Origin of the sequence: Kineosporia corallincola (assembly GCF_018499875.1) — a bacterium.
Classification (GTDB): Bacteria; Actinomycetota; Actinomycetes; order Actinomycetales; family Kineosporiaceae; genus Kineosporia; species Kineosporia corallincola.
Window position 1 is genome coordinate 266,109 of sequence record NZ_JAHBAY010000005.1, and the last position, 22,666, is coordinate 288,774.

The window sequence follows — 22,666 nt, forward strand, 5'->3', positions numbered from 1 at the left end:
TCACCACGTCTGGCCTGCGCGGCGTTCCGGACACATCTCACGACCAGCACCGGATATTCAGGCATCCTAAGATGGCCCGATTCACGTCGTCAACCCACGTCGCAGGCCACCAGCCTTTGGGGCAATTCCCTGGCACACCCCTGGCCAAGGAGGCGGCCATATGGTGGCCACCGACCGTCCATCCGCCCTTCATCGAACACATACGCCACAGGCGAATACATCCGCCCCATCCATCCCCCCGCCAATCCGCGTTCCGCGGCCGGGATCACCGAACACCCGCCTCCCTACGCGAAAGTCACCGGTCATCGGCACGGGACCGGCCAGGACCGTTCGGCGACCGGCCAACACCCCCACGGCAACGACCGACCGGTAATCGGGTAGGCCCTCGGACCCGTGAGTCATACGGCAGGAGCCCGGGCTGGCGATCGGCTTCTCCCTTGTCTTTTCTCCGGAAAAGGGAGAAGCCGACGAACGAGAACCCGGGAAAGGATGTGCCGGAATCAGCGCTCCGGCATTCCTGCCCGAATGCACGAGATCAATTGCTGATATCAATTCATCTCGCCTCCGGCTCTTCATTTCCGGACCTGGGCCGGCCGGCGGCCGTCTACAGCAAGGTGGCCAGGCGGTCGTAGAACTCCCGCGGGTCATGGGCGGCCGAAGACTTGAACAGGGCGGCGATGTCGTCGACGATCACCTCGTACGCCCCGGCCTCCACGCCGTCCAGGGCCGCCTTCGCCACCACCGATGCCGGATTCTTCGGCAGGTCGAGGCCTTTCGTCAGGTCGGTGTCGGCCAGTCCCAGGTGCACGGAGGTGACCAGCACGTCCTTCCCGGCCAGCTCGTGCCGCAGCCCGTTGGCCAGACTCCACATCGCGGCCTTGCTCGCGCCGTAACCCGTGGCACCGGGCATCGGGAACCAGGACGCGGCCGAGGCGATGTTCAGCACCGCTCCCCCACCGTTCGCCTCCAGAACCGGCACGAAGGCACGGATCATCGACAGCGTCCCCCAGAAGTTGACGTCCATCTCGGCGCGCACGGCGTCCAGGTCACCGAGGAAGGTGCCGCCCGCGCCGATACCGGCGTTGTTCACGAGCAGGTCGACGTCGCCGGCCTGCCGGGCGGCGTCCGCCACGGCCCGCGGGTCGGTGACGTCGAGGGCCAGGATCTCGGCGCCGGGCAGGTCGATGCTGTCGGGACGCCGGGCGGTCGCGTACACCTTGGCGCCGCGGTCGAGCAGTTCGGCGGCCAGGGCGCGGCCGATGCCGCGGTTGGCGCCGGTGACGAGTGCTGTGGTGGTCATGGCGGTTACGCTAGGACCTCACGTTGACGTGAGGTTCAAGTCGAGCAGGGAGGCGCTGTGCGCATCGGAGAGGTCGCCGAACGGGCCGGCGTCAGTGTTCGGGCCATGCGGTACTACGAGGAGCAGGGCCTGGTGACTGCCGACCGCAGCCCGAGCGGTCACCGGCGCTACGCCGAGTCCGCCGTGGTGCGAGTGCGTTTCATCCAGGCGCTGTACTCGGCCGGGCTCAGCAGCAGAACCGTCGCCGAGCTGCTGCCGATCATGGACGAGGGCGTGATCACCGCGCAGATGTTCACCCGGCTGGACGGCGAGCGCGAGCGCATCCGCGTCCAGATCGACGAGCTCACCCAGGCATACGAGCGGCTGGGGCAGCTGATCGAGAGCGGCCGGCAACTGAAGACGCCCGTGGTCACCATGGCGTGCGACTGACCCGGACGGGTGAACCGATACTGGGGTCATGACCCTGAACGACCGGTTCACCCACATGGCCACCGGCGCGATGTACGACGACCTCGCCCCCGAGCTGGTCGAGGCCCGCATCCGCACGGTCCTGGCCACGAACGAGTACAACGCCTCCTACGGCCGGCCGCAGGCCGAGCGCGAGGAACTGCTGCGCCGGGTGGTCGGCTCGGCGGGTGAGGGAGCCGGTTTCGAGCCGACCTTCCGCTGCGAGTTCGGGAGCAACATCCGCCTGGGGGTGGGCTTCTTCGCCAATTTCGACTGCGTGATGCTCGACGGCGCCCCGATCACCATCGGCGACCACGTGCTGCTGGGCCCGAAAGTCGGCCTCTACACGTCCAACCACGCGTTCGACGCCCGCGAACGACGCCAGGGCGCCTGCTTCGCCAGGCCCATCACGATCGGGGACGACGTCTGGATCGGCGGCGGCGTCACCGTGCTGCCGGGTGTCACGATCGGGGACGGCGCGGTGATCGGCGCCGCCAGCGTCGTCCTCAAAGATGTTCCGCCGCACACGATCGCCGCCGGGAACCCGGCCCGGGTGCGGCGCGAGATCACCGACGCCGACCGAACCGGCTACGAACCGGGTCACGGCATGCCGTGACTCACCACTGCGAGGGCTTGACCCGCTCCAGCCAGCTGCGCGCCTCGGCGGCCGGCAGCGGGCCCTCCACCCGCAGAAGCGGTGCCATCAGCGGGTACTGGCGGCCGGCGTGCCCTCGTTCCAGATCCACTGGCCGCCGGCGTCCCCCCCCCTGTTCCAGGTGCCGCGGATTCCGCCGTCGGGTTGCAGGTTCTCACCGGTCCCGGCGGCGGCCACCTCCGCGGCGTTCGGCGCCCGGCCCGGCAGCAGGCCCTGGGCCGGGTCGCCGACGAGGGCCGAGGCCAGCAGCGTGTGCAGCTGGAAGTTGTCGCTGATCCCGCCGAACGTGACCCGGTAGCCCTGGCCGGTGCCGGCGAATCCGCGGTCGAACACGATCAGCGGTTCCTCGTCCAGCACGATCAGCAGGCCCGCCAGCCAGGTCGATGTCCGGAATCGGTCATCCACGGCCGGCGTCCCAGAGCTGGCCGTGCCGGTCGATCTCCGCCATGTTCGTCTCGGCCCATTCCCTCAGCACGGCGAGGGGCCCGCCGAGCGAGAGGCCGAGGCCGGTCAGTCCGTAGTGGACGCGTGGCGGCACCGAGTCCTCGACGCGGCGGGTGACCAGCCCGTCGCGCTCCAGGCTGCGCAGGGTGGCCGACAGCATCTTCTTCGAGATGCCCGGCGCGCGCCGCCGCACCTCGGCGAAGCGGACCTCGTGCGGGTGGGCGTCGGTGAGCACCTTCACCACCATCGACGTCCACTTGTCGCCGATCCGGTCGAGCAGGTGCCGGGTGGGGCAGGCTTCGTCGAAGAGGTCACCACGCCGCTCACCCGTCGCCACCTCCCCCATGCTACTCAGGTCAGGAACTCCTCCAGCACCCCGAGCAACGCCTGTGGCCGGTGCTGGGGAACGATGTGCCCGCAGCCGTCCAGCACGGTGCCGCGCACATCGTCCGCCACCGGCCGCACCTGCCGAAAGGTGGCTTCTCCCACAGGGAATGCCCCCACGCACAGTGTCGGCACCCTCAGCCGGGCTCCCGCCACGGCCTCGTCGATCTGCCGGGCGCTCTCCGGGAACGCCCGGTAGTGCTCGAACGCCGCCCGCAGGGCCCCCGGCGCGGAGTAGGCCTCGTGCACCGCGGCCGTGAAACCCGCACCGGCGCCGTCGCCGAGAGTACCTGCCCGAAGGAAGAAATCGAGATACTCGGCCTCGTGACCGGCCAGCACCGTCTCGGCCAGGCCCGGCACGGCATGGAACCCGAACCACCACGGCGGCGTGAATCGCTCGGCGCCGGGCAGTGTCCCGACGAGACTCTCCGCCAGCACCAGCCGGCTGATTCTCCGGGGATGCCTCAGGGCGGCGAGGAAGGCGGCCGGCGTGCCCAGGTCGATCCCCACCAGGGCGGCCTGCCCGATCCCGAACTCGTCGAGCAGGCCGATCACGTCCCCCGCGACATCGCCTGCCGTGTAGTTCTTCTCCGGTCGCGAGGAATCACCCAGCCCGCGCAGGTCGGGAGCGATCACGGTCCTGGTGCGGGCGAGAGCCGGGACGACCGGCTCCCACACGCGCCAGGTGTGGGGAAAGCCGTGCAGCAGCACCACGGCCGGTCCCTCCCCCTGCACAGCGACGTTCAGTTCGACGTCGCCGGTGCGGATACGGCTCAGCGTGACCACGATCAGTGCCCTTCCGGTGTCTGTGACAACTCCGGCCACCGTAGGAAGAACGGTTCCCGGACGGAAGACGGCACCTTCGCGTGACCTGGTTCCCCCGGGGTTACCCCCTCAGACCTGGTTCTCGCGCAACACCCAGGCCGCGACCGGCCACCGCGTCCACGCGACGCCCCCGGCTCGCTTTGCTAGGGTCCAGCGATGATTCGGGACGACCTCACCGGAAGCCACGTCGGCGTGAACGGTTTTCGCCTCATGCCCGGCGACCCCCTGCGCGAGTTTCCCGCCACCGCCAGCCTCAGCACCGCCGCGGGAGATCATCTGGGACTGGTCGCCTACACCTGGCAGCACCCCGACGACGGCCCACAAGACGGCCTGATCATGATCTGGCGCACCGCCGAGCCCGACGGGATCGCCGCCACCTGGGGCGACTCCTGGTACCAGAAGCCCGGAACCATGCCCCTGACCGGAAAGTCCTCACCCGACGGCTCTTTACAGCTCGACGGCGACTACGGTGAGGGGTGGGGCTGGCGGATCCTGATCGGGCCGGGCGAGTACCTGCTGCGCATGGAGAACGTCGTCCCGTCCGGGCACTCGCCGGCCGGCGCGTACCCGGTCATGCTGCTGCGGCGGATCACCGGCTGAGGCCCGGGAGATCGTCGGCGGCGTGCGTCGTCTCCGCAGGCCAGAAGCTTCTTTATCAGTTACGCGAACATCGCGGCCCGCCGCCCCATACGCTGCGCACGAGGTCAACCCCAAGGAAGGGAAACCCCCGTGAACAAACTGGCCAGGGTCGTCACCGCGGTCGCGTTCTCCGTCGGCATCGCCGTCGCTTCCAGCCTGCCCGCCTCCGCCGCCACGGACCGGAGCGGGGCGGAGCGGCTGAGCATCCCGGACAGCAGCTCGTGCAAGGCCGGGCGCACGGTCATGCAGGGGATGGTGGCGGGGCCGGGTGGTCAGCTCTACATCATCTTCACCCGAGCGGGTGGTGCGGACCCGATCCTGTCCCGGTGGGCGCGTGACGGCTCGGCCTGGGACGGCACCAGCTGGACCTGTTCCGGCACACCGACGGTTCTGGGCGACGTGGGCCACAGCAACGATCTGGCCTACAACGCGGACTATCTCGGCACCGGCCCGGCCCTGATCGTCACCCACGGCAGTCAGTCCGCCTACCTGGACGACGACGTGACGGTCATCCGCCTGAGCGACGCCGGCTACTACGAGTCCGCCGCGGTCGTCGACCTGCCGATGAACATCAGCGGCCTGTGCTACAGCGCCACGGCTGCCGACGGCGCCGGCCGCTACGCCGCGCGCCGTCTGGGAAGCCTGTGGACGCACGCCGGTTCCGGTTCGCTCTCCAGCGGGTGGACGCTGGTGGAGAGCAGCCTGACCAGTCACGACAACCGTTCCGACCAGGGCATCGACTGCTCCGAGAACTACGTCTGGAACACCAGGTCGATCAACGACTCCACGCCCGACACCGGCTGGAACTGGGTTTACCAGTACAACTGGTCCGGTGGCGACGTGGAGAGCGACATCGGGATTCCGGGCAACAGCCTGACCGACGAGATCGAGGACGTCACCCACGTCGGGAGCGAGTTCTTCGTCGGTATCAACCGCAACGGCGGACTGGCCGACTCGGTGAAGGTGCTCGTCGAGTAACCGGGGCAGAGCGACGGGGGACGACGCCGGGCCCTCGCGGCCCGGCGTCGTCCCGGCGTTCTTGGATCAGCGGTGGATGTGATCCAGGTGCAGCATCTGCTTGAGCACGCTGTCCAGCTCGGTGTCGTCGAAGATGGACTTCCAGTCGTCCTTGATCAGCTTCTCGCGGCCGTAGTCCATCGCGATCAGGCAGGCGTCGGAGAACGGGTTGTCGCCACGCAGGCCGTTGGCCAGCGCCACCTGCACGTGGCCCATGAGCATGGCGCGGGCGGCCGGCTCCGGCACGCCGACCTTGTTGACGGTCTCCATCAGGGCCTCGTTGAGCAGGTCGCCGATCATGCAGGCGACGACCTCGACCAGGGTCGGCTCCAGGTAGGCCAGCTGCTTGACCGTGACCCAGTGCACGTCCAGGACGGGCGCGTACATCAGCTTGATGACTTCTTCGGCGATGGCCTGCTTCTCGGCGTTGCCGGACTCCAGGGCGGCCACGACGTCCTGCGGGGCGGCGATGCCGCCGAAGGTGTCCTCGAGCTCCGCCTGCGTCTTGCGCTGGAGGAACACCGACGGGTGACAGGGGTGCGCCACGGCGTACTCGATGTCGTCACGACGGAACAGCAGGTTGGCGTACGCGGCGGCCGGGTCGAGGGTCAGCACGACCGTGCCCGGGTTGACCTGGGGCACGATCTCGGCGGACACCGGGCCCAGCGCGATGTCGGGCACCGACAGGATGACGACGTCGGCGTCCTTGACCGCGTCGGCGGCCTCGGAGAGCTCACGGCCGGCCTCGACGGTGCGCTGCTTCCCGGCCTCGCCGTTCTCGACGTAGAACACCGTGTGGTTGCTGCGCTGCAAGTTGTTGGAAACCCGCATGCCCATCTTCCCACCGGCACCGATGACGGCGATGGTCAGCTTCTGCTCGCTCATTTGCTTTAACTCCTCAATGTTTCCAGGGTGGATGTGGTCCAGCGGTCTTCGAGATCGCAGGTGGTGGCGCTGTCGCCCTGCCAGGGCACCCAGTGCTCGATGACGCGGTTGATCCCGTGCTCGTCCGGCCGGACGGCGGCGATCATCGCTTGGTAGTCGAGAAGTCCCTCGCCGAGCGGGATACCGGCCAGCGTGAAGCCGACCCAGCCGTCCCGTCGGCTGAACGAGAAGTCCTTCACGTGAATGTTCTTCACCCGGGCGGCGGTTCGGCTCACCACGTCGGACGGTTGCTCCAGCGCGGCCACGCAGTTGGCCGGGTCGAGGCAGATGCCCAGCGCCGGGGAGTCCACGGCCTCCACGACGTCCATCAGGGTGGCCGTCGGGACCTGCTCGTAGGTCTCCAGCGCGATCGTGACGCCGGCCTTCTCGTAGGCCTTCACCGCGATCTTCAGGTTCTGCTCGGCCTCGGCCGGGGTGGGCCGGGAGGTGGCCGAGTAGAACATGCTGCGCACCAGGGTGACGCCCAGCGACCGGGCGATGTCGAGGTAGCGGGCCAGGTGCTCCGGCGTGACGCCCCGGGTGCCCAGCTCCAGGGCGACACCCCGATCATCCGCGTGCTTCCTGAGTTTCGCCAGTTCATCCGCGGAATACGACTCGATCAGCGGATAGTCGCAGATCTGGAACAGGCTGACGCCCAGATCCGCTGTCCTGTCGATCATCTCGATCAGGCCGACCGGGCGCGGCGCGGTCTCGTGCCACTGCCAGAAGAACGCGTACGTGCTCAGGCCGATCGTGCTGGTCATGCGTTCACCGCCTGGAATGCTTCGTCGAGAACGGTTTTCAGGGCCTGCGGGTCGTGAGCGAACCGGCCCAGGAACAGGCCGTCCACGGCACCGCTGATCCGGGTGAGCAGACCGGGACCGGCGCTGCCACCGTAGATCACGCTGCTGTCCGGGTAGGCCGGACGGGCCGCCATCGCCGCGCGCAGGGCCGTGCACACCGTGGCGATGTGCTCGTCACCGGCCGGCTGCGCCGCACCGATCGCCCAGACCGGCTCGTAGGCCACGACCACGCGACCGCCCAGGGCCTTGCGCTCGGCGATCCGCAACGCGGTGCCCAGCTGGCGCACGCACTCGGCGGCGGCCTCGGCGGCCGGCACCTGGTCGGTCTCGCCGATGCACAGCACCGGCACCAGGCCGTTGCGCAGGGCCGCGGCGGTCTTGGCCGCCACGACGTCCTCGGTCTCACCGAACAGCCGGCGCCGCTCGGCGTGACCGACCTCGACGTACAGCGCACCGGCCTCGCGCAGCATCGGCCCGCCCACCTCACCGGTGAGGGCGCCGCTGTCCTGCTCGGCCAGGTTCTGCGCGCCGACCGCGACCCCACTGGCCCGGAAGATCTCCCGGGCCGCCGGGACCGCCGGGAAACTCGGTGCCACGAAGAGCTTTCCGCCGTTCTTCAGGAGCGGGTGCCCGGCGGCGACCGCGGCGACGTCCTGGCACCAGTGGAGCGTCTGGTCGTACCCCATGTACATCTTGAGGCTGACCCCGATGGTGACGGTCATCAGACGGCGGCTGTCTTTTCCTCGTACGCGCTGATCCGCTCGACCTTGCCCGCCGAGGCCGAGGTCTCGTCGAACTCGTAGGTCAGCCACTCCTTGGCCAGGCGGCGGGCCAGCTCCAGGCCGACCACGCGCTGCCCGAAGGTGAGCACCTGCGCGTTGTTGCTGAGGATCGCCCGCTCCACCGAGAAGCTGTCGTGCGCGGTGACGGCGCGGATGCCCGGCACCTTGTTGGCCGCGATCGCCACACCCAGGCCGGTGCCGCACACCAGCAGCGCCCGGTCGGCCTGGCCGGAGGCGATCAGCTCGGCCGCGGCGATCGCCACGTCCGGGTAGGGGTCGCCCGGGTTGTCGGCGACGTCGACCACCGACTCCACGTTCGCGTTGGCCCTGAGGTCGTTCTTGAGCGCTTCCTTGTAGTCGAAACCGGCGTCGTCGGCGCCGACCACGATGCGGAGCTTGCCCATGTGGATCACCTTCCAGTAGTGCTGAGTGCGGTGTGGACAGCCCGGGCGATCAGGCTGAGTGAGACGGCCCCGGCGTCGGGGGTGCCGAGGCTGCGCTCGGCGTGGGTGCGGGCGCGGCCGGCCCTGGGGATCAGCCGGCTGGTGCCCTCGGCGGCCTGCTCGGCCGCGGTGGCCGCGGCCGCCGTGGCGGCCGCGCCGTCCGCGCCCTGAGCGACCGCGTCGCGGTAGGTCTCGTCGAGCGGGATCAGCACGTCGACCAGCGTCTTGTCGCCGATCTGCGCGCCACCGGTCTCGGTGATCACCGTGCGCGCCGCATGCAGGGCCTCGGCAATGGTTGCGGCGTCGGGGATCTCACTGTCGCCGAGCTGCCGGCCGATGCGCCGCAGGGCCATGCCCCACAGCGCACCCGAGGTGCCGCCGGCCCGGTCGGCCCAGGCGTCACCGGCGGTGGTCAGCACCGTCCCGGCACCGGCCCCGGCCAGCTGGGCGGCCCGCCCGGCCAGGGCCGCGGCCCGGGCCCCACGCTGCATGCCGATGCCGTGGTCGCCGTCCCCGGCGATCGCGTCGATCCGGCCCAGCTCGTCGACGTTGGTGTCGATCACCTCGCGCACCGCGTCGAGCAGCCCGGCCACCACCTCGGCGGTGGCCCGGGAGTCGTCGGTGGCCGGGGGCAGCTCGTCGGCCTGCTCCGCGTCGGGGGTGACGGTGCGGCGCGGGGCCTCGACGGCGAGCGAGCCGCGGCGGAACGCCGGGCTGTCGGCCGGGGCCAGCCACAGCTCCTCCAGCCGCGGGTCCAGCCAGGTCAGGGTCAGCGAGACGCCGGCCATGTCGAAGCTGGTGCACAGCTCGCCCACCTCGGGGGCCACGACCGTGACGCCCGCTTCGGCCAGCAGCCGGCTGACCTCACGGAACACCACGAACAGTTCCTCGTGCTTGACCGTGCCGAGGCCGTTGAGCAGCACCGCGGCCCGGCCGTTCGCGGCCTGCGGAACGTCGTCGGGCAGCTCGGCCAGCAGCCGCTCCACGAGGAGCCCGGCCAGCTGGTCGGCGGTGGGCAGATCCACCTCGTCCAGACCGGGTTCCCCGTGGATGCCCAGCCCCACGGCCATCTTGCCCTCGGGCACGGTGAACAGCGGCTCGTCGGCACCGGGCAGGGTGCAGCCGGAGAACGCGACACCGATGCTGCGCGTGCGGTCGTTGGCCAGCTGGGCCAGGGCGGTGACCTGGTCCAGGTCGTGGCCCGCGGCCGCGGCGGCCCCGGCGACCTTGAACACCACCAGGTCACCGGCGATGCCCCGGCGGCGGGTGCGCTCGGCGACCGGCGCCGAGCAGATGTCGTCCGTCACCCGAACGGTGCGGACCTGGATCCCGTTGCCCCGGAGGCGCTCCGACGCGGCGTCGAAGTTCAGGCAGTCACCGGCGTAGTTGCCGTAGCTGAGCAGGATGCCCCCGCCCCGCTCGACCGCCCGGCCGACGCTGACCACCTGCTGCGCGGACGGCGAGGCGAACACGTTGCCGAGCACGGCCCCGTCCGCCAGGCCCGGGCCGACCAGCCCGCCGAAGGCGGGGTAGTGGCCGGAACCGCCGCCGACCACGACGGCCACCTGGCCGGCCGGGGTCTCGGTGCTGCGCACCACGCCGCCGGGCACGGCGCACACGCGGTCGGCGTGCGCGGCCACGAAGCCCTCGGTCATCTCGTCGGCGAACGCCGCCGGATCGTTGACCAGCCGTGTCATTGCAGATTCCTCCGGGATTTCACGAAACGATCAGTGGCCGGCCTGGACCGGGACCCGGTCGGAGGCCGAGACCCGACCGCGCCGGGCGAGGCCGAGCATCGTCAGGCAGGACAGGAGCATCGCGGCGCCGACCACGAACATCGCCAGCTTCAGGTCGCCGTCGCTGGCGTCGCGGATCTTGCCGGTCAGCCAGGGGGCGGCGAAGCCCGCCAGGTTGCCCCAGGTGTTGATCAGGGCGATACCGGCCGCGGCGGCGGCACCGGTGAGGAACTGCGTGGGCAGCGTCCAGAAGTTGGGCAGCGCGGCGAAGATCGAGCAGGCCGTGACGGCGATGCAGGCGATCGTCAGGGTGGGCGAGCCGGCGAACAGGGCCAGCGGCACGCTCACGGCGCCGGTGAAGGCCGGCAGCGCGATGTGGATCGTCTTCAGGCCGTGCTTGGTCACGTGCTGCGACATCAGGTAGAGCACGACCGCGGCGGGCACGTAGGGAACGGCCGTGATCAGGCCCTTCTGCACGAGGCCGAAGTCCGTGTCGTACTGCTCGGAGAAGTCGCTGATGATCGTCGGCAGGAAGAACGCCAGCGTGTACAGGCCGTAGATGAAGCCGAAGTAGATGACGCTCAGGGCCCAGACCCGGCCGTTGCCGAAGGCGGCCTTCAGCGCGGCGAGCGAGTGGCCGGACTCCTGGGTGGACTCGGCGCCGGCCTTGTCGGCGGCCTCGGCGGCCAGCTCGGTGCTCAGCCACTCCCGCTCGGCGGGGGTCAGCCACGTGACCTTCTTCGGGTCGTCGACCAGGTAGAACCAGGCCGCGACACCCATGATCACAGCGGGCAGGCCGACCATGAGGAACATGAAGCGCCAGCCCTCGAGGCCGAAGAAGGCCCCGTCGTGCGTCATCAGCCAGCCCGCGAGCGGGGCGCCGATGATGCTGGTGAGCGGCTGGGCGAGGTAGAAGAACCCGAGGGTGCGGGCGCGGTAGCGGGCCGGGACCCACAGGCTCAGGTAGAGGATCGCGCCGGGGAAGAACCCGGCCTCGGCGACGCCGAGGGCGAACCGCAGCCAGGACAGCTGGGTGTAGGAGTTCACCCAGGTGAACATCACCGCGACGATGCCCCAGGTGACCATGATCCGGGCCAGCCAGACGCGGGCGCCGAACCGGTGAAGGGCCATGTTGCTGGGGACTTCCAGCAGGATGTAGCCGACAAAGAAGATGCCGGAGGCGAATCCGTACTGGGCCGCGGTGAGCCCGAGGTCGGACTCCATGCCGTTGGGGCCGGCGAAACCGATCGCGGACCGGTCCAGGTAGTTGATGAAGAACATCACGGCGACGAACGGCACGAGCCGGACCGTGACCTTCTTGATGGCCGATCTGGCCACGTCACTCTGCGACTGATCGGAAGACGTCGTCGTCATCGGGTCCTCTCCTTCGAGGGCGGTGCACGGGGTGCAGTGGGGCGGGGCGTCTCGTGAACAGGGCCCATAGTCACGAGGCATTGGTCGACCTGTCAACCGGTCAACCAATTTTGGTTGACCGGTTGATACGATGCGTACCGTGAGTGACAACTCAGACGGACTGGACGCGCCCTTCGGCGGCGCGATCAAGAGCTCCACCGTGATGGCCGAGGTCACACGGCGTTTGCTCGATTACATTGCCAGCGGCTCAGTGGCCCAGGGTGATCGACTGCCTCCTGAGCGTCAACTGGCGAACCAGATGGGCGTAGCCCGTTCGGCCGTCCGGGAGGCCCTCGCGGCCCTGGAGATCCTCGGCGTGGTCACCATCCGCCCCGGGTCCGGCACCTTCCTCAGCGGTGGAACCTCCGAACTGCTCCCCCAGACGCTGTCCTGGGGCATCCTGTTGCGGGCCGACCAGACGCGTGAGCTGATCGAGGTACGGCAGGGACTCGAGACGCAGGCCGCGTTACTCGCCGCCACCCGGGCCCCGGAGTCGTCGCTGCGTGCCCTGCGCGAGCACGTCGACACGATGGAGAAGAGCCTGGACGACTACCACCGGTTCGTCACGGCCGACATGCTGTTCCACCACGAGCTGGCCTCCGGGGCCGACAACGCCCTGCTACGCGACACCCTCCAGAGCGTGCGCTCGCTGATCCGGGTCTGGGTCGAGCGCGCCCTCAGCGACAGCGACCACGCCCGGCTCACCCTGGCCGAGCACCGGGCCATCCTGGCCGCCCTGGAGGCCCACGACCCGGTCGCCGCGGCCACCGAGATGAGCCGGCACATGAGCAGCGCCGCCCAGCGCCTGCTCCCCACCCTCACCAGCGAAACGGCCTGAACGTGAACAACTCCGAGGAAACCGCCCCCTACGGCACCGGTGCGGCCCCGGCCCCCGCGCGCCCGCTGCGCCGGGTGCGCACCCACCACCTGCGCGAGATGAAGCAGCGCGGCGAGCGGTTCACCATGCTGACGGCCTACGACATGTACACCGCGCAGGTGTTCGACGAGGCCGGCATCGAGGTGCTCCTGGTCGGCGACTCGGCCTCCAACAACGTGTTCGGCAACCGGACCTCGCTACCGGTGACGCTCGACGAGCTGATCCCGCTGGCCCGCGCGGTCGCCCGCTCCGCCACCCGCGCCCTGGTGATGGGTGACCTGCCGTTCGGCTCCTACCAGGGCTCGCCGGAGCAGGCCTGGGACAGCGCCGCCCGGCTGATGAAGGAGGCCGAGGTGGCCGCGGTCAAGCTCGAGGGCGGCTCCGCCATGGCCCCGCAGATCGAAAGGCTCACCACCGGCGGCATTCCGGTGTGCGCGCACATCGGCTTCACCCCGCAGTACGAGCACACGCTGGGCGGTTACCGGGTGCAGGGCCGCGGTGAGGGCGCCGACCGGGTGCTGGCCGACGCCCTGGCCGCCCAGGACGCCGGCGCGTTCGCCGTGCTGATGGAGATGGTGCCCGCCGACGTGGCCGCGAAAGTGACCGCGGAGCTGGACATCCCGACCATCGGGATCGGCGCCGGCAACGCCACCGACGCCCAGGTGCTGGTCTGGCAGGACGCGTTCGGCCTGAACACCGGCCGGATGCCGCGGTTCGTCAAGCAGTTCGCCGACGTGCGCGGCACCCTGCTGGCCGGTGCGGCCGAGTACGCCGCGCAGGTGCGGGACGGCTCGTTCCCGGGCCCCGAGCACAGCTTCTGAGCCCGGGAACCGCCGGCGCAGCTGCTGACTCGGGCAGCGTCAGCGCAGCTCCAGCGTGCAGCACTTGACGCTGCCGCCGGACTTCATCAGCTCCGACATGCCCACCCCGATCGGGTTGAAACCCCGGGCCTCGTACTGTTTCGCGAGGTCCGGGGCGCCGTCGGACATCACCACGTTGTAGCCGTCGCACATCACGTTCAGGCCGAACGCGCAGGCGTCGTCCTCGTTCGCCAGGATCGCCCCGGGGAACAGCTGTTCCAGCACCGCCAGCCCGGCGTCGGAGAAGGCACCCGGGTAGTAGGCCACGGTGTGCGGGTCGAGCACCGCCAGCGCCGTGTCGAGGTGGTAGAAGCGCGGGTCCACCAGGTCGAGCGAGATCACCGGCATGCCGAAGAACTCGCGCAGCTCGTCGTGCGCGGCCAGCGAGGTGCGGGAACCGTTGCCCGCGAACATGATCCGTCCGACGGTGAGGATGTCGCCCTCACCCTCGTTGCGCAGCGCGGCCACCTCGGCGGGCGCGTACCCGGCCTGGCGGAACCAGCGCAGGAAGGCCGCGCTCTCCGGCTGCCGCTGCGGGTGGGCGAAGTTCGCGACCAGGGCCCGGCCCCCGTGCACCACGGCCGCGTTGGCCGTGAACACCATGTCGGGCAGGCCGGGCGCACCCTCCAGCACCTCGACCCGGTGGCCCAGCCGCTCGTACACGCCGCGCAGCCGCGTCCACTGTTCCAGGGCGAGGTCGCGGTCCACCGGGACCTCGGGGTTCATCCAGGGATTGATCGAGTACCGGACGGTGAAGTGCTCGGGCGAGCACATCAGCAGATGCCGGGTGGTGGCGCTGCGGGTGACGGGCTCGGACTGCGACACGGTCGTCGTCATGGTGGTCTGCGTCCTCCGGCTCGGGGTGCCTGCCACGACAGGGTCGCCCACGCACCGGCCCACGTCTGCGCCCGTTGCGCACCGGATGCACCATCGCGCAGTCGGGTGACTCGCGCCGGGGCACATCAAGACCCGCCGGTGAGCGCTGGGTCACTCCCCGGCGAGCAGCGCGCGGTGGTTGCGCCGGTAACGGCCGGGGGCGACGCCGAACTCGCGGCGGAAGGCGTTGGCGAAGGCGAACTCGCCGGAGTAGCCGACCTGCCCGGCGACGGCGGCCAGCGGGGCGTCGGTGCGGGTGAGCAGCTGCGCGGCCCGGGCCATCCGGCGGCCGGTGAGGTAGGCCATCGGGCTCTGCCCCACCTCGGCGGCGAAGCGGCGGCTGAACACGGTGCGCGAGAGCCCGGCGCGGGCGCTGAGCCGCTGCACCGTCCAGGGGTGGTGCGGGGCCTCGTCGATGGCGCTCAGGGCCAGTTGCACCTGGGCGTCGCCCACCGGGGCCGGGCCCCGTTCGTGCCAGGCCCGCAGCGCGTGCACGAGCACCAGGTCGATGAGGGCGGTGCGGGTGACGCCGGTGCCGGGCCCCTGCTCACGCACGTCACCGGTGAGAAGCCCGACCAGGGAATCGATCTCGGGCCGGCCGACCGGGACCACCAGCAGCCCGGGCAGGTTGCGCAGGTACTGGTGCACCTGGCCGTGGGCCAGCCGGTAGGCACCGCACAGGCATTCCAGGTCGTGATCGCCGGTGACCGGGGCCTGCGGGCCCATCGGCAGCAGCGGGACCTCGCGCAGCGGGCGCCGCACCAGGCTGATCGCGTGAGCCGCGCCGTTCGGGACCACCACGACGTCACCGGTGTTCAGCCGCACCGCCCGGTCGGCGGTGTCGATCAGCCAGGCCGACCCGGCGCTGACGGCGTGGAACCCGATGCCCTCGAAACTCTCGAACCGGCCGCCCCATTCGCCGGAGCCACCGAACCAGCGGGCCCCGGCCCCGCCGATCCGGGCGGCGGCCAGGGCCGAGCTCACCAGATCGCCGGCCGGGTCCATGCGGCCGATTCTAGAGCGCGGGTGCCGAGGGCCGATCCGCAGGACCGTGGGAACCTGCCCGGCTCAGAGGCCGGCGGTCAGGGCCTCCCCGTAACGCTCGGTGGCCAGGTAGGCGTTCAGGTGCGGGTGCCGCCCGGCCACCGCCACGTCGCGCCAGAACCGCTGGAGGTCGTTCGAGCGCCGGAAACCCCGGGTTCCGCCCAGGTCGAGCAGCAGTTCCAGGGCGGCCCGGCAGTCCCGGGACGCCTCGGCCAGCTCCAGACCCAGCCGCGGGGCGTCGGTGGCGCCCGCCTCGGCCTCGGCCGCCAGGGCCAGCATCGTGCGTTCGGCCCGGCCGGTCAGGGCGGTCGCCCGGGCCAGCCAGTGCCGGGCCCCGGCCGACTCGCCCATCTTGGCGTGGGCGGACATGAACGGCTTACGGTCCGAGGCGAACATCTCCCGCACCACGCCGAGCGCACCCTGCGTGGCGCCGACCACCGGGGCCAGCGCCGTCAGCCCGTAGAACAGCAGGTCGGCGTACTCCCCCGGCAGTTTCGCGGCGGCGATCCGGTGGTCGGGCACCGGCACGTCCCGGGCCACCAGGGTGTGACTGCCGGTGCCCCGCATGCCCGCCATGTCCCAGGTGTGCTCGACCCGCAGGTCGGCCAGCGGCACCGCGGCGACGCTGAACACCGCGCCGTCCATCACGCCGAGCAGGGCCCACTCGGCGTCCTCGCAGCCCGAGACGCTCACCCACGACCCGTTCAGCCGGGCCCCGTGCGGGCCCCGCTCCAGCTGTCCCGTCGGCACACCGGTGCCGCAGGCCTGGGCCAGCGGGTCGGCGAAGAGCGCTGCGTCGAGCCCGCTGCGGGCCGCCAGCGTCTTGGCCACCGCCGAGGTGCCGACGTTCCACGCGGTCGAGGGGCAGGCCTGCGCCAGGGAGGCCAGCCGCCGGCTGACCGCCACCGCACCGGCCCAGGCACCGCCGTGCTCCACCGGGGTGCGCAGGGCGAAGTCCCCGGCCGCGCGCACCGCCTCCAGACTCGCCGCGGCGGGGCGGCCCTGCTCCTCGGTGACGGCCGCGTTGGCGGCCAGGATCTTGAATTCCGTCGTACTCACGTCATCGACTCAACCAGGGGCGGCGTCCACGGTGAATACGCGGTGCGCCCGGGTTCATACGCGTTCGTGCGGGCAGCCGGGTGAAGTCCCGTCCCCCCGCTTGCCCTGCCACCGGCGGGTGACCAGGCTGGACGCGTCCCCAAGGATCGGGAGAACGCGGATGACGATCACAGCGCCCGCGCTGACGGAGCCACCCTTCACCGACCACTTCACCGACGCGACCCTGCACGCCGTGCTCGCCGGGTCGGTGGCCGTGCAGATCCCGATGCGCCGCATCGCCGCCGAGCCGGCACAGGAGCTCGACGGCGTGCCGGGCCTGGCACCCGCCCAGCAACTGGCCAAGGAGAACGTCCTCGCCTGGGCCGACACCGTGCAGCCGATGCTGACCTCGGCCTTCACCGGGGCCCGGCAGTTCGCCGGCCTGTACGGCGGGCTGAGCGACGCCGACATCGCCCACCTGACCGACGGCCTGACCTCGGCGACCGGGCAGGCCGAGTTCCTCGACATCGTCTCGCTGCTGCGCGAGGAGGCGGCCCGGCGCTCGCACCAGCTGCGCGAGACGGCCGTCGAACTGCGTTCCGCGGCAGGGCATCTGGACGCCGACAGTGCGGGCCTGCGGGAGATCGCCGCGGCCGCCTTCGAGCAGGCCGGCGCGCGGGACGAGCGGATCCCGGGCCTGCTGGAGCGGATGGGCTCCCGGGCCGCCGAGGCCACCCACGCGGTGGCCCGGGCCTCGTCACTCGCCCCGTTCCAGGGCCTCGCGATCGCCGTCGGCATGGTCGGGGGCGACCGTCCCGGGCAGCCGGGCGTGGTGAGCACCTGGCTGGCCGCCTCGGGCACCGGCCCGGTGCAGGCCGGCCTGCTCCAGCAGCACCTGACCGCCGGGGAGCAGTACCGGCACCTGTTCGGGCAGCTGCGCGACCTGGCCCCGCAGTGCGCCACCCTGCGCTGGCTGCTGGACGACGTGGTGCAGATGATCGGGGCCGGGTTCGACGCCGCCACCACGCTGAGCGCCGCCGGCGAGCACTGGCAGCACGTCGCCGACTACTTCGGCCTGCTCGCCGACGCCGTGCGCGACGACCTGGCCCCCGGCCAGGCGGCCCTGTTCGCGCGGTCGCTGCGGGCGGTGCACGAGCAGGTGATGCCGCTGCGCGAGGCCGCGACGGACTGCGAGCGCAACAGCCTGGTGCCGGTGGTCGCGGCCGACGCCACGGTGCGGGCCCTGCGCCTGCCCAGCAGCTGGGCGGGCCGGCCGATCGATGCCGACGTGTTCAGCTCCTACCTGAGAAAAACCGCCTGACAGCCGGTTTCAGGAACCGCGCTCCAGCCTCTCCAGCGAGACCCGCAACGTCGACAGCACCGCCGCCGTGCGCGCCAGGTCGTCGGGCGCGACCACGTCCGCGGTCAGCGCCACCAGGATGCGCTCCAGCACCGGCCGGGCCGCCTCCAGCCGGGTGGCGCCGTCGGACGTCAGGGTGAGGATGGACGAGCGCCGGTCACCCGGGTTGGCCTCGCGCCGCAGCAGCCCGGCGCTCTCCACCCGGTCGACGGCCTTGCTGGTGGCCCCCACGGTGATGGCCAGCTCGCGCACGATGTCGTTCACCCGGCAGTTCGGCACCCGGCCGACGATGTCGAGCAGCTGGAACTGCCCGAGTGTGAGCTCGCTGTCCGCGCGCAGCCGGGCGTCCGCGGTGTTGTAGAGCCGGGTCTCCACCCGGACCAGATCCAGGAACAGTCCTGTGGCCTGCGTCATACGACTCCTTTAGATTCCTGGGAATCTAATTCCTCGGAATGCGGTTGTTCCGGGCGCACCAGATTCCCGGGAAGCAGCTTCCCAGACACCGATACCGGAGGCGACAGCGCCATGACCACCGCACCCCTCACGATCGAGCAGCGCCGCGCGGGCTACGCCACCACGATCACCCGTGAGCTCCCGGACGGCGCGACGCAGCGGGCCACCACGCTCGGGGGCCGTCCCGCTCTGGAGCTCACCCTCGCCGGGCAGCACGACGACGCCCGGCTGCTGTACCTGCACGGCGGCGGCTACATCGTCGGCTCCCCGGCCACCCACGCCGGCCTGACCGCCGAACTGTCCCGGCTGACCGGCATTCCCGCGGTCTCCGTGGACTACCGCCTGGCGCCGGAGCACCCGTTCCCGGCAGCGGTGGAGGACGGGCTGGCGGCATACCGGGAGCTGCTCACCGTCGTCCATCATTCTCGCCTGGTGCTGGCCGGGGACTCGGCGGGCGCCGGGCTGGCCGTGGCCACCCTGATCGCCGCGCGCCGGGCCGGGCTGCCGATGCCCGCGGCCGCGGTGCTGTTCTCGCCGTTCACCGACCTCACCCTGAGCGGCGGGTCGCTGACCACCAAGCACGGTGTGGACCCGATCTTCACCCGGGCGTCGCTGGAGCCGTTCGTGCGCCACTACCTGGCCGGGCACGACCCGGCCGACGAGCTGGCCAGCCCCTTCCTGGCCGGGCTCACCGGGCTGCCGCCGCTGCTGGTGCAGGCCGGCTCCAGTGAGGTGCTGCTGGACGACGCGGTGCGACTGGCGGCCCGGGCGGCCACCGACGAGGTCGACATCACCCTCCAGGTCACGCCGGGCGCGGCGCACGTGTTCCAGAACCGGTTCGGTGACGACGGTGCGGCCGACGCCGCGATGCTGCGCGCAGCCGCCTTCCTGCGCGCCGCACTGAACCAGAACTGATCAAAAGCGTGACCGGGTAAACATTTTCAGCCAGGTTCAAGAATGGTTGGATGGGCTCATGGACCGTACGGAATGGATCGCCCGGTACGCCCGCGCGTGGCGTGAGCGCAGCCCGGAAGACGTCGTGGAGCTGTTCACGCCCGACGCCGTCTACTTCTACTCCCCCACCGCCGCGCCGCGGGTGGGCCGCGAGCAGATCGCGGCCCACTGGAAGCGCTCCAGCGACACCTTCGCCGATCTGGACCTGCGGTTCGGCGAGCCGGTCCGCGAGGGCGACCGCGCCACCGTCGAAATGTGGGCCACCATGCGCGATCCGGCCTGGCACGAGCGCCGCACCGGGCGCACACCCGCGGCCGGCGAGGACTGGATGACGTTCCCCGGCATCCTGGTGCTGCGCTTCACCCCCGAGGGCCTGTGCAGCGAGCACCGCGAGTACTACAACATCGTGTTCGGTGAGAAGATCGCACCGCCACCCGGCTGGGGCGTGTGATTCCGCACCCCGTATGGATTCCGGGCCCCGCACACGGCAAGATGTGACCGTGCCCGAGACCGCCGCCGACCACCAGGGGCGCCGCTCCGCGCGCCAGCGCATCATCGAAGCCGCCACCGAGCTCTTCAGCACCCGCGGCTACGCGGCCACCACCACCCGCGACATCGCCGACAAGGTCGGGATCCGACAGCCATCGCTCTATTCACATTTCAAGGTGAAGGCCGACATCCTGGTCGAGGTGGAGCTCCAGACCTTCAGGCCCACGCTCGACCTCTTCGCCACCCTGGTCGCCGACGAATCCCTCACCGCGCTGGAACGTCTCGCCCGGCTGGTCGAGTTCGACGTGCGCATGCTCTGCGACGGGCCGTGGAACGTGGCCCTGCTCGGCTACCTGCCCGAGGTGCGCAACGAGGGCATCGCGCACGGCATGGCCGACCACGGCCACGAGCTGTACCAGGCCTACCGGGTGCTGGTGCACGGGGCCCTGACCGAGAGCGGGCGCTCCGAGGCCGATCCCGACACCACCACCGAGGTGGTGTTCAGCCTGGTCGACGGCATGATCCTGCGCCGCGTGCACAACCCGCGGCTGGACGGCGGGCGGCTGGCGCCCGCCGTCCGTGAGGCGGTGCTGGCGATGGTGCGATAACCCCTTCCGGAAAAGGGGTTACGGCACCGTGACCGGGGTGAGCTCCGCCAGCCAGGTCATCACCTCGTCCGAGGTCACCAGGGAGTCGCGCTGAAGGTAGTGGATCATCTTGAGCGCGTCGTCGTGGGCCCGCACGCTGGAGCCCGAGACCACGTCGGTGACCACATTGACGAAGAAGTCCCGCTGGTGCGCGTCCACCGAGGTGTACAGGATGCAGATGTCGGTGAACCCGCCGATCAGCACGAGACTGTCCACGTCGTAGGCCTTCAGCACGATGTCGAGCTCGGTGGCGAAGAACGAGGAGTAGCGCCGCTTGCGGATGTGGAACTCCTCGGGCAGCGGCTCCAGACCGCTGGCCAGCTCGGTGGCCGGGTTTCCCTCGATGCAGTGCGGGCCCTCGGAACCGTCCAGCTCGCGGCCGATGTCGACCAGGTGCGGCTTGTGCACCTCCTGGATCCAGACCACCGGGACGCCCTGACGACGGCACTCGTCCACCATCAGGCGGGCCTTGGCCACCTGCTCGGTGACGTAGGTGGACATCGGGTCGGACAGGTCACCGCCCTGGAAGTCGACGACGACGAGCGCGGTCTTGCCGGAGATGTTCATGCGGGCACTTCCTCCACGGCCGGAACGGTTTCCAGCCACTCGTACACCGACTGCGAGGTCACCAGCGAGTCGCGCTGGAGGTACTTCATCGCACGCAGGGCGGCCTCGTGCAGCTCCTCGCCCGACCCGACGACCAGGTCGGTGACCGTGCGGAAGTGGTAGTCGAGCTGGTGCGCGTCGACGGCGGTGTAGTGGATGCAGACGTCGGTCATCCCGCCGATCAGGATCACCGTCCGCGCCTGGTAGCCGCGCAGCAGCAGGTCCAGCTCGGTGCCGAAGAACGCGCTGTAGCGCCGCTTCTGGATCAGGTACTCCTCCGGGCGCGGCTCCAGGCCCGGGTGCAGCCGGGTGCGCTGCTCGCCCTCGATGCAGTGCGGGCCCTCGCTGCCGTCCAGCTCGCGGCCGATGTCGACCAGCGAGGGCTTGTGCACCTCCTGGATGAAGATCACCGGAACCCGCTTCTCGCGGAAGGAGTTCACCAGGTCGACGGCCTTCGGGTTGCGCTCGGCCCGGCCGGGCATCAGGTTCGCGTCGTTCTCGACCGGGCTGTTCAGCCCGCCGCCCTGGATGTCGACGACGACGAGCACGACGCCGCCGACCGGTTTCAGGTCGCCCGACGGCGTCCAGTCGGTCACTTCTAGTGCCATGGAAGACTTCCCTTTCGGTGCAGCATTTTTCAGGTGCGGCGGACTCAGGAGAGGCGCACGCGCGGGTCGAGCAGGGCCAGGCCCAGGTCGACGAGCGTGTTGACGACCACGTAGACGGCGCCGAGCAGCAGGCTGATGGTGGCCACGGAGTTGGTGTCGGCCGCGCCGATCGCCTTGACCAGGTACTGGCCCAGGCCGTTCCAGGAGAAGATCTCCTCCACCACGACCAGGCTGGAGAGCATCATCCCGATCTGCACGCCGAGCAGGCTCAGGGCCGGGCCGGCGGCGTTGCGCAGCCCGTGCCGGCGCAGCAGCTGCGGTTCGGTCTCGCCCAGAGACCTCGCGGTGCGGGCATATCCGGAGGAGAGGCTGGTGGACAGGCCGTCGGCGAGCACCCGGGCCAGGGCCACGCCCGGGCCCAGGCTGGCGGCGACCGCGGGCAGCACCAGGTGCTTGAGGGCGTCGAAGGCGTAGGGGATGTTGCCGGTCAGCAGGCCGTCGAGCACGAACATCCCGCTCAGGCCGCTGCTGGCGCCGTAGGAGGTGCGCCCGGAGACCGGCAGCCAGCCGAACTGGGCGAAGAAGATCAGCATCCCGGCGGTCGCGATCAGGAACGACGGCGCGCTGGCCGCGCTGAACAGCACGAACCGGATCACCGCCCCGGCCCGCCCGCGCAGCGCGTAGGCCCGGGCCAGCGCCAGGCCGATCAGCACCGCGAGCACGACGGTGGCGATCATCAGTTCCAGGGTGGCCGGCACCCGGGCCGCCAGCTCGTCCGAGACCGGGCGCTTCGTGCTCACGCTCAGCCCGAAGTCGCCCTGCACCAGCCGGGTCAGGTAGTCCCAGTACTGCACCAGCACCGGCTGGTCCAGGCCCAGGCGCACCCGGGCCGCGGCCATCGCGTCGGGCGAGGCGTTGGCACCGACGTAGGCGTGCACCGGGTCGCCGCCGCCGAACCGGCTGACCACGAAGATCAGCACGGACAGCGAGAACAGCACCAGCACGAGCGATCCCAGCCGGGAGAGGGTGAAACGCACCATGG

General features: G+C 70.9%; 27 protein-coding genes. 10 read left to right on the forward strand and 17 right to left on the reverse strand.

Annotation, left to right across the window (positions count from 1 at the left end; genetic code table 11):
• Positions 1–604: 604 nt before the first annotated feature.
• Positions 605–1,300 carry an SDR family oxidoreductase gene (locus tag KIH74_RS14045; protein ID WP_214156349.1) on the reverse strand — a complete coding sequence of 232 codons (696 nt, stop codon included), beginning with the start codon at positions 1,298–1,300 and terminating at the stop codon, positions 605–607.
• 57 nt (positions 1,301–1,357) lie between these two features.
• Here KIH74_RS14045 and KIH74_RS14050 point away from each other — a divergent pair, with 57 nt between their 5' ends.
• Together KIH74_RS14050 and KIH74_RS37710 are read left to right on the forward strand one after the other, a co-directional pair.
• Positions 1,358–1,729: a MerR family transcriptional regulator gene (locus KIH74_RS14050; protein WP_214156350.1), complete on the forward strand. Its 372-nt coding sequence runs from the start codon at positions 1,358–1,360 to the stop codon at positions 1,727–1,729.
• Positions 1,730–1,757: 28 nt separating this feature from the next.
• Positions 1,758–2,363 carry a sugar O-acetyltransferase gene (locus tag KIH74_RS37710; RefSeq protein ID WP_214156351.1) on the forward strand — a complete coding sequence of 202 codons (606 nt, stop codon included), beginning with the start codon at positions 1,758–1,760 and terminating at the stop codon, positions 2,361–2,363.
• Between the two features lie 87 nt (positions 2,364–2,450).
• Here the strand turns inward: KIH74_RS37710 and KIH74_RS14060 are convergent, their stop codons facing one another.
• The 3 genes from KIH74_RS14060 to KIH74_RS14070 are packed head-to-tail and all read right to left on the reverse strand — an operon-like array spanning position 2,451 to position 4,016.
• The gene (locus tag KIH74_RS14060) at positions 2,451–2,807 is read right to left on the reverse strand and encodes a hypothetical protein (RefSeq protein ID WP_214156352.1); all 357 of its coding nucleotides are present in this window, start codon (positions 2,805–2,807) and stop codon (positions 2,451–2,453) included.
• A complete protein-coding gene (locus KIH74_RS14065; RefSeq protein ID WP_214156353.1) occupies positions 2,800–3,183 on the reverse strand; it encodes a winged helix-turn-helix transcriptional regulator in 384 nt (127 codons plus the stop codon). The genes KIH74_RS14060 and KIH74_RS14065 overlap by 8 nt, the downstream gene beginning before the upstream one ends.
• A gap of 14 nt (positions 3,184–3,197) precedes the next feature.
• The gene (locus tag KIH74_RS14070; protein ID WP_214156354.1) at positions 3,198–4,016 is read right to left on the reverse strand and encodes an alpha/beta fold hydrolase; all 819 of its coding nucleotides are present in this window, start codon (positions 4,014–4,016) and stop codon (positions 3,198–3,200) included.
• Positions 4,017–4,211: 195 nt separating this feature from the next.
• Here KIH74_RS14070 and KIH74_RS14075 point away from each other — a divergent pair, with 195 nt between their 5' ends.
• Together KIH74_RS14075 and KIH74_RS14080 are read left to right on the forward strand one after the other, a co-directional pair.
• Positions 4,212–4,655, forward strand: a complete 444-nt coding sequence (locus KIH74_RS14075) for a hypothetical protein (protein ID WP_214156355.1) — start codon at positions 4,212–4,214, stop codon at positions 4,653–4,655.
• A 129-nt stretch (positions 4,656–4,784) separates the two neighbouring features.
• Entirely contained in the window at positions 4,785–5,672 is an 888-nt protein-coding gene (locus tag KIH74_RS14080) for a hypothetical protein (RefSeq protein ID WP_214156356.1), read from the forward strand.
• Between the two features lie 66 nt (positions 5,673–5,738).
• Here KIH74_RS14080 and KIH74_RS14085 read toward each other — a convergent pair whose 3' ends face one another.
• Genes KIH74_RS14085 through KIH74_RS14110 form a run of 6 tightly spaced genes read right to left on the reverse strand, consistent with a single transcriptional unit; the run spans position 5,739 to position 11,773 of the window.
• Complete coding sequence (locus KIH74_RS14085; RefSeq protein WP_214156357.1) at positions 5,739–6,596, reverse strand: phosphogluconate dehydrogenase C-terminal domain-containing protein; 858 nt, start codon at positions 6,594–6,596, stop codon at positions 5,739–5,741.
• Positions 6,597–6,601: 5 nt separating this feature from the next.
• Positions 6,602–7,399, reverse strand: coding sequence for a sugar phosphate isomerase/epimerase family protein (locus tag KIH74_RS14090; protein ID WP_214156358.1), 798 nt, complete (start codon positions 7,397–7,399; stop codon positions 6,602–6,604).
• Positions 7,396–8,160, reverse strand: a complete 765-nt coding sequence (locus KIH74_RS14095; RefSeq protein WP_214156359.1) for a triose-phosphate isomerase family protein — start codon at positions 8,158–8,160, stop codon at positions 7,396–7,398. The genes KIH74_RS14090 and KIH74_RS14095 overlap by 4 nt, the downstream gene beginning before the upstream one ends.
• Complete coding sequence (locus KIH74_RS14100) at positions 8,160–8,624, reverse strand: ribose-5-phosphate isomerase (RefSeq protein ID WP_214156360.1); 465 nt, start codon at positions 8,622–8,624, stop codon at positions 8,160–8,162. The genes KIH74_RS14095 and KIH74_RS14100 overlap by 1 nt, the downstream gene beginning before the upstream one ends.
• A gap of 5 nt (positions 8,625–8,629) precedes the next feature.
• Entirely contained in the window at positions 8,630–10,360 is a 1,731-nt protein-coding gene (locus tag KIH74_RS14105) for a dihydroxyacetone kinase family protein (RefSeq protein WP_214156361.1), read from the reverse strand.
• Positions 10,361–10,390: 30 nt separating this feature from the next.
• Positions 10,391–11,773 carry an MFS transporter gene (locus KIH74_RS14110; RefSeq protein WP_214156362.1) on the reverse strand — a complete coding sequence of 461 codons (1,383 nt, stop codon included), beginning with the start codon at positions 11,771–11,773 and terminating at the stop codon, positions 10,391–10,393.
• Between the two features lie 139 nt (positions 11,774–11,912).
• On the opposite strand from KIH74_RS14110, the gene KIH74_RS14115 reads away from it, so the two are divergent.
• Entirely contained in the window at positions 11,913–12,650 is a 738-nt protein-coding gene (locus KIH74_RS14115; protein WP_214156363.1) for a FadR/GntR family transcriptional regulator, read from the forward strand.
• Positions 12,651–12,652: 2 nt separating this feature from the next.
• Positions 12,653–13,510, forward strand: a complete 858-nt coding sequence (panB, locus tag KIH74_RS14120) for a 3-methyl-2-oxobutanoate hydroxymethyltransferase (RefSeq protein WP_308113780.1) — start codon at positions 12,653–12,655, stop codon at positions 13,508–13,510.
• 39 nt (positions 13,511–13,549) lie between these two features.
• On the opposite strand, the gene ddaH is transcribed toward panB, so the two are convergent.
• From ddaH to KIH74_RS38585, 3 genes are all read right to left on the reverse strand, one after another.
• Positions 13,550–14,386 carry a dimethylargininase gene (gene ddaH, locus KIH74_RS14125; RefSeq protein WP_214156364.1) on the reverse strand — a complete coding sequence of 279 codons (837 nt, stop codon included), beginning with the start codon at positions 14,384–14,386 and terminating at the stop codon, positions 13,550–13,552.
• Between the two features lie 150 nt (positions 14,387–14,536).
• Positions 14,537–15,430, reverse strand: coding sequence for a helix-turn-helix transcriptional regulator (locus tag KIH74_RS14130; protein WP_214156365.1), 894 nt, complete (start codon positions 15,428–15,430; stop codon positions 14,537–14,539).
• 63 nt (positions 15,431–15,493) lie between these two features.
• A complete protein-coding gene (locus tag KIH74_RS38585; RefSeq protein ID WP_214156366.1) occupies positions 15,494–16,528 on the reverse strand; it encodes an acyl-CoA dehydrogenase family protein in 1,035 nt (344 codons plus the stop codon).
• A 160-nt stretch (positions 16,529–16,688) separates the two neighbouring features.
• On the opposite strand from KIH74_RS38585, the gene KIH74_RS14140 reads away from it, so the two are divergent.
• A complete protein-coding gene (locus KIH74_RS14140; protein WP_214156367.1) occupies positions 16,689–17,828 on the forward strand; it encodes a hypothetical protein in 1,140 nt (379 codons plus the stop codon).
• 9 nt (positions 17,829–17,837) lie between these two features.
• On the opposite strand, the gene KIH74_RS14145 is transcribed toward KIH74_RS14140, so the two are convergent.
• Positions 17,838–18,281, reverse strand: coding sequence for a MarR family winged helix-turn-helix transcriptional regulator (locus tag KIH74_RS14145; protein WP_214156368.1), 444 nt, complete (start codon positions 18,279–18,281; stop codon positions 17,838–17,840).
• A 111-nt stretch (positions 18,282–18,392) separates the two neighbouring features.
• On the opposite strand from KIH74_RS14145, the gene KIH74_RS14150 reads away from it, so the two are divergent.
• From KIH74_RS14150 to KIH74_RS14160, 3 genes are read left to right on the forward strand one after another with little or no spacing between them, the layout of a single operon-like run.
• Positions 18,393–19,235 carry an alpha/beta hydrolase gene (locus KIH74_RS14150; protein WP_214156369.1) on the forward strand — a complete coding sequence of 281 codons (843 nt, stop codon included), beginning with the start codon at positions 18,393–18,395 and terminating at the stop codon, positions 19,233–19,235.
• Between the two features lie 58 nt (positions 19,236–19,293).
• Positions 19,294–19,725: a nuclear transport factor 2 family protein gene (locus KIH74_RS14155; RefSeq protein WP_214156370.1), complete on the forward strand. Its 432-nt coding sequence runs from the start codon at positions 19,294–19,296 to the stop codon at positions 19,723–19,725.
• 49 nt (positions 19,726–19,774) lie between these two features.
• Positions 19,775–20,371: a TetR/AcrR family transcriptional regulator gene (locus KIH74_RS14160; protein ID WP_214156371.1), complete on the forward strand. Its 597-nt coding sequence runs from the start codon at positions 19,775–19,777 to the stop codon at positions 20,369–20,371.
• An 18-nt stretch (positions 20,372–20,389) separates the two neighbouring features.
• Here the strand turns inward: KIH74_RS14160 and KIH74_RS14165 are convergent, their stop codons facing one another.
• The 3 genes from KIH74_RS14165 to KIH74_RS14175 are packed head-to-tail and all read right to left on the reverse strand — an operon-like array spanning position 20,390 to position 22,664.
• Positions 20,390–20,977 (reverse strand): cysteine hydrolase family protein, encoded by a 588-nt coding sequence (locus tag KIH74_RS14165; RefSeq protein WP_214156372.1) that lies wholly within the window; start codon positions 20,975–20,977, stop codon positions 20,390–20,392.
• Complete coding sequence (locus tag KIH74_RS14170) at positions 20,974–21,624, reverse strand: cysteine hydrolase family protein (protein WP_214156373.1); 651 nt, start codon at positions 21,622–21,624, stop codon at positions 20,974–20,976. Before KIH74_RS14170 ends, KIH74_RS14165 begins: the two co-directional genes overlap by 4 nt.
• A gap of 44 nt (positions 21,625–21,668) precedes the next feature.
• Complete coding sequence (locus KIH74_RS14175; RefSeq protein ID WP_214156374.1) at positions 21,669–22,664, reverse strand: ABC transporter permease; 996 nt, start codon at positions 22,662–22,664, stop codon at positions 21,669–21,671.
• Between the last annotated feature and the right edge of the window lie 2 nt (positions 22,665–22,666).

Excerpts from the sequence above, each read along its gene's own strand:
- KIH74_RS14145 (WP_214156368.1), bottom strand. The coding sequence starts at position 18,281 with ATGACGCAGGCCACAGGACTGTTCCTGGATCTGGTCCGGGTGGAGACC.
- KIH74_RS14110 (WP_214156362.1), bottom strand. The coding sequence starts at position 11,773 with ATGACGACGACGTCTTCCGATCAGTCGCAGAGTGACGTGGCCAGATCG.
- KIH74_RS14095 (WP_214156359.1), bottom strand. The coding sequence starts at position 8,160 with ATGACCGTCACCATCGGGGTCAGCCTCAAGATGTACATGGGGTACGAC.
- ddaH (WP_214156364.1), bottom strand. The coding sequence starts at position 14,386 with ATGACGACGACCGTGTCGCAGTCCGAGCCCGTCACCCGCAGCGCCACC.
- KIH74_RS14130 (WP_214156365.1), bottom strand. The coding sequence starts at position 15,430 with ATGGACCCGGCCGGCGATCTGGTGAGCTCGGCCCTGGCCGCCGCCCGG.
- KIH74_RS14170 (WP_214156373.1), bottom strand. The coding sequence starts at position 21,624 with ATGGCACTAGAAGTGACCGACTGGACGCCGTCGGGCGACCTGAAACCG.
- KIH74_RS37710 (WP_214156351.1), top strand. The coding sequence starts at position 1,758 with ATGACCCTGAACGACCGGTTCACCCACATGGCCACCGGCGCGATGTAC.
- KIH74_RS14100 (WP_214156360.1), bottom strand. The coding sequence starts at position 8,624 with ATGGGCAAGCTCCGCATCGTGGTCGGCGCCGACGACGCCGGTTTCGAC.
- KIH74_RS14045 (WP_214156349.1), bottom strand. The coding sequence starts at position 1,300 with ATGACCACCACAGCACTCGTCACCGGCGCCAACCGCGGCATCGGCCGC.
- KIH74_RS14140 (WP_214156367.1), top strand. The coding sequence starts at position 16,689 with ATGACGATCACAGCGCCCGCGCTGACGGAGCCACCCTTCACCGACCAC.
- KIH74_RS14075 (WP_214156355.1), top strand. The coding sequence starts at position 4,212 with ATGATTCGGGACGACCTCACCGGAAGCCACGTCGGCGTGAACGGTTTT.
- KIH74_RS14085 (WP_214156357.1), bottom strand. The coding sequence starts at position 6,596 with ATGAGCGAGCAGAAGCTGACCATCGCCGTCATCGGTGCCGGTGGGAAG.
- KIH74_RS14175 (WP_214156374.1), bottom strand. The coding sequence starts at position 22,664 with ATGGTGCGTTTCACCCTCTCCCGGCTGGGATCGCTCGTGCTGGTGCTG.
- KIH74_RS14090 (WP_214156358.1), bottom strand. The coding sequence starts at position 7,399 with ATGACCAGCACGATCGGCCTGAGCACGTACGCGTTCTTCTGGCAGTGG.
- KIH74_RS14150 (WP_214156369.1), top strand. The coding sequence starts at position 18,393 with ATGACCACCGCACCCCTCACGATCGAGCAGCGCCGCGCGGGCTACGCC.
- KIH74_RS14105 (WP_214156361.1), bottom strand. The coding sequence starts at position 10,360 with ATGACACGGCTGGTCAACGATCCGGCGGCGTTCGCCGACGAGATGACC.
- KIH74_RS14155 (WP_214156370.1), top strand. The coding sequence starts at position 19,294 with ATGGACCGTACGGAATGGATCGCCCGGTACGCCCGCGCGTGGCGTGAG.
- KIH74_RS14165 (WP_214156372.1), bottom strand. The coding sequence starts at position 20,977 with ATGAACATCTCCGGCAAGACCGCGCTCGTCGTCGTCGACTTCCAGGGC.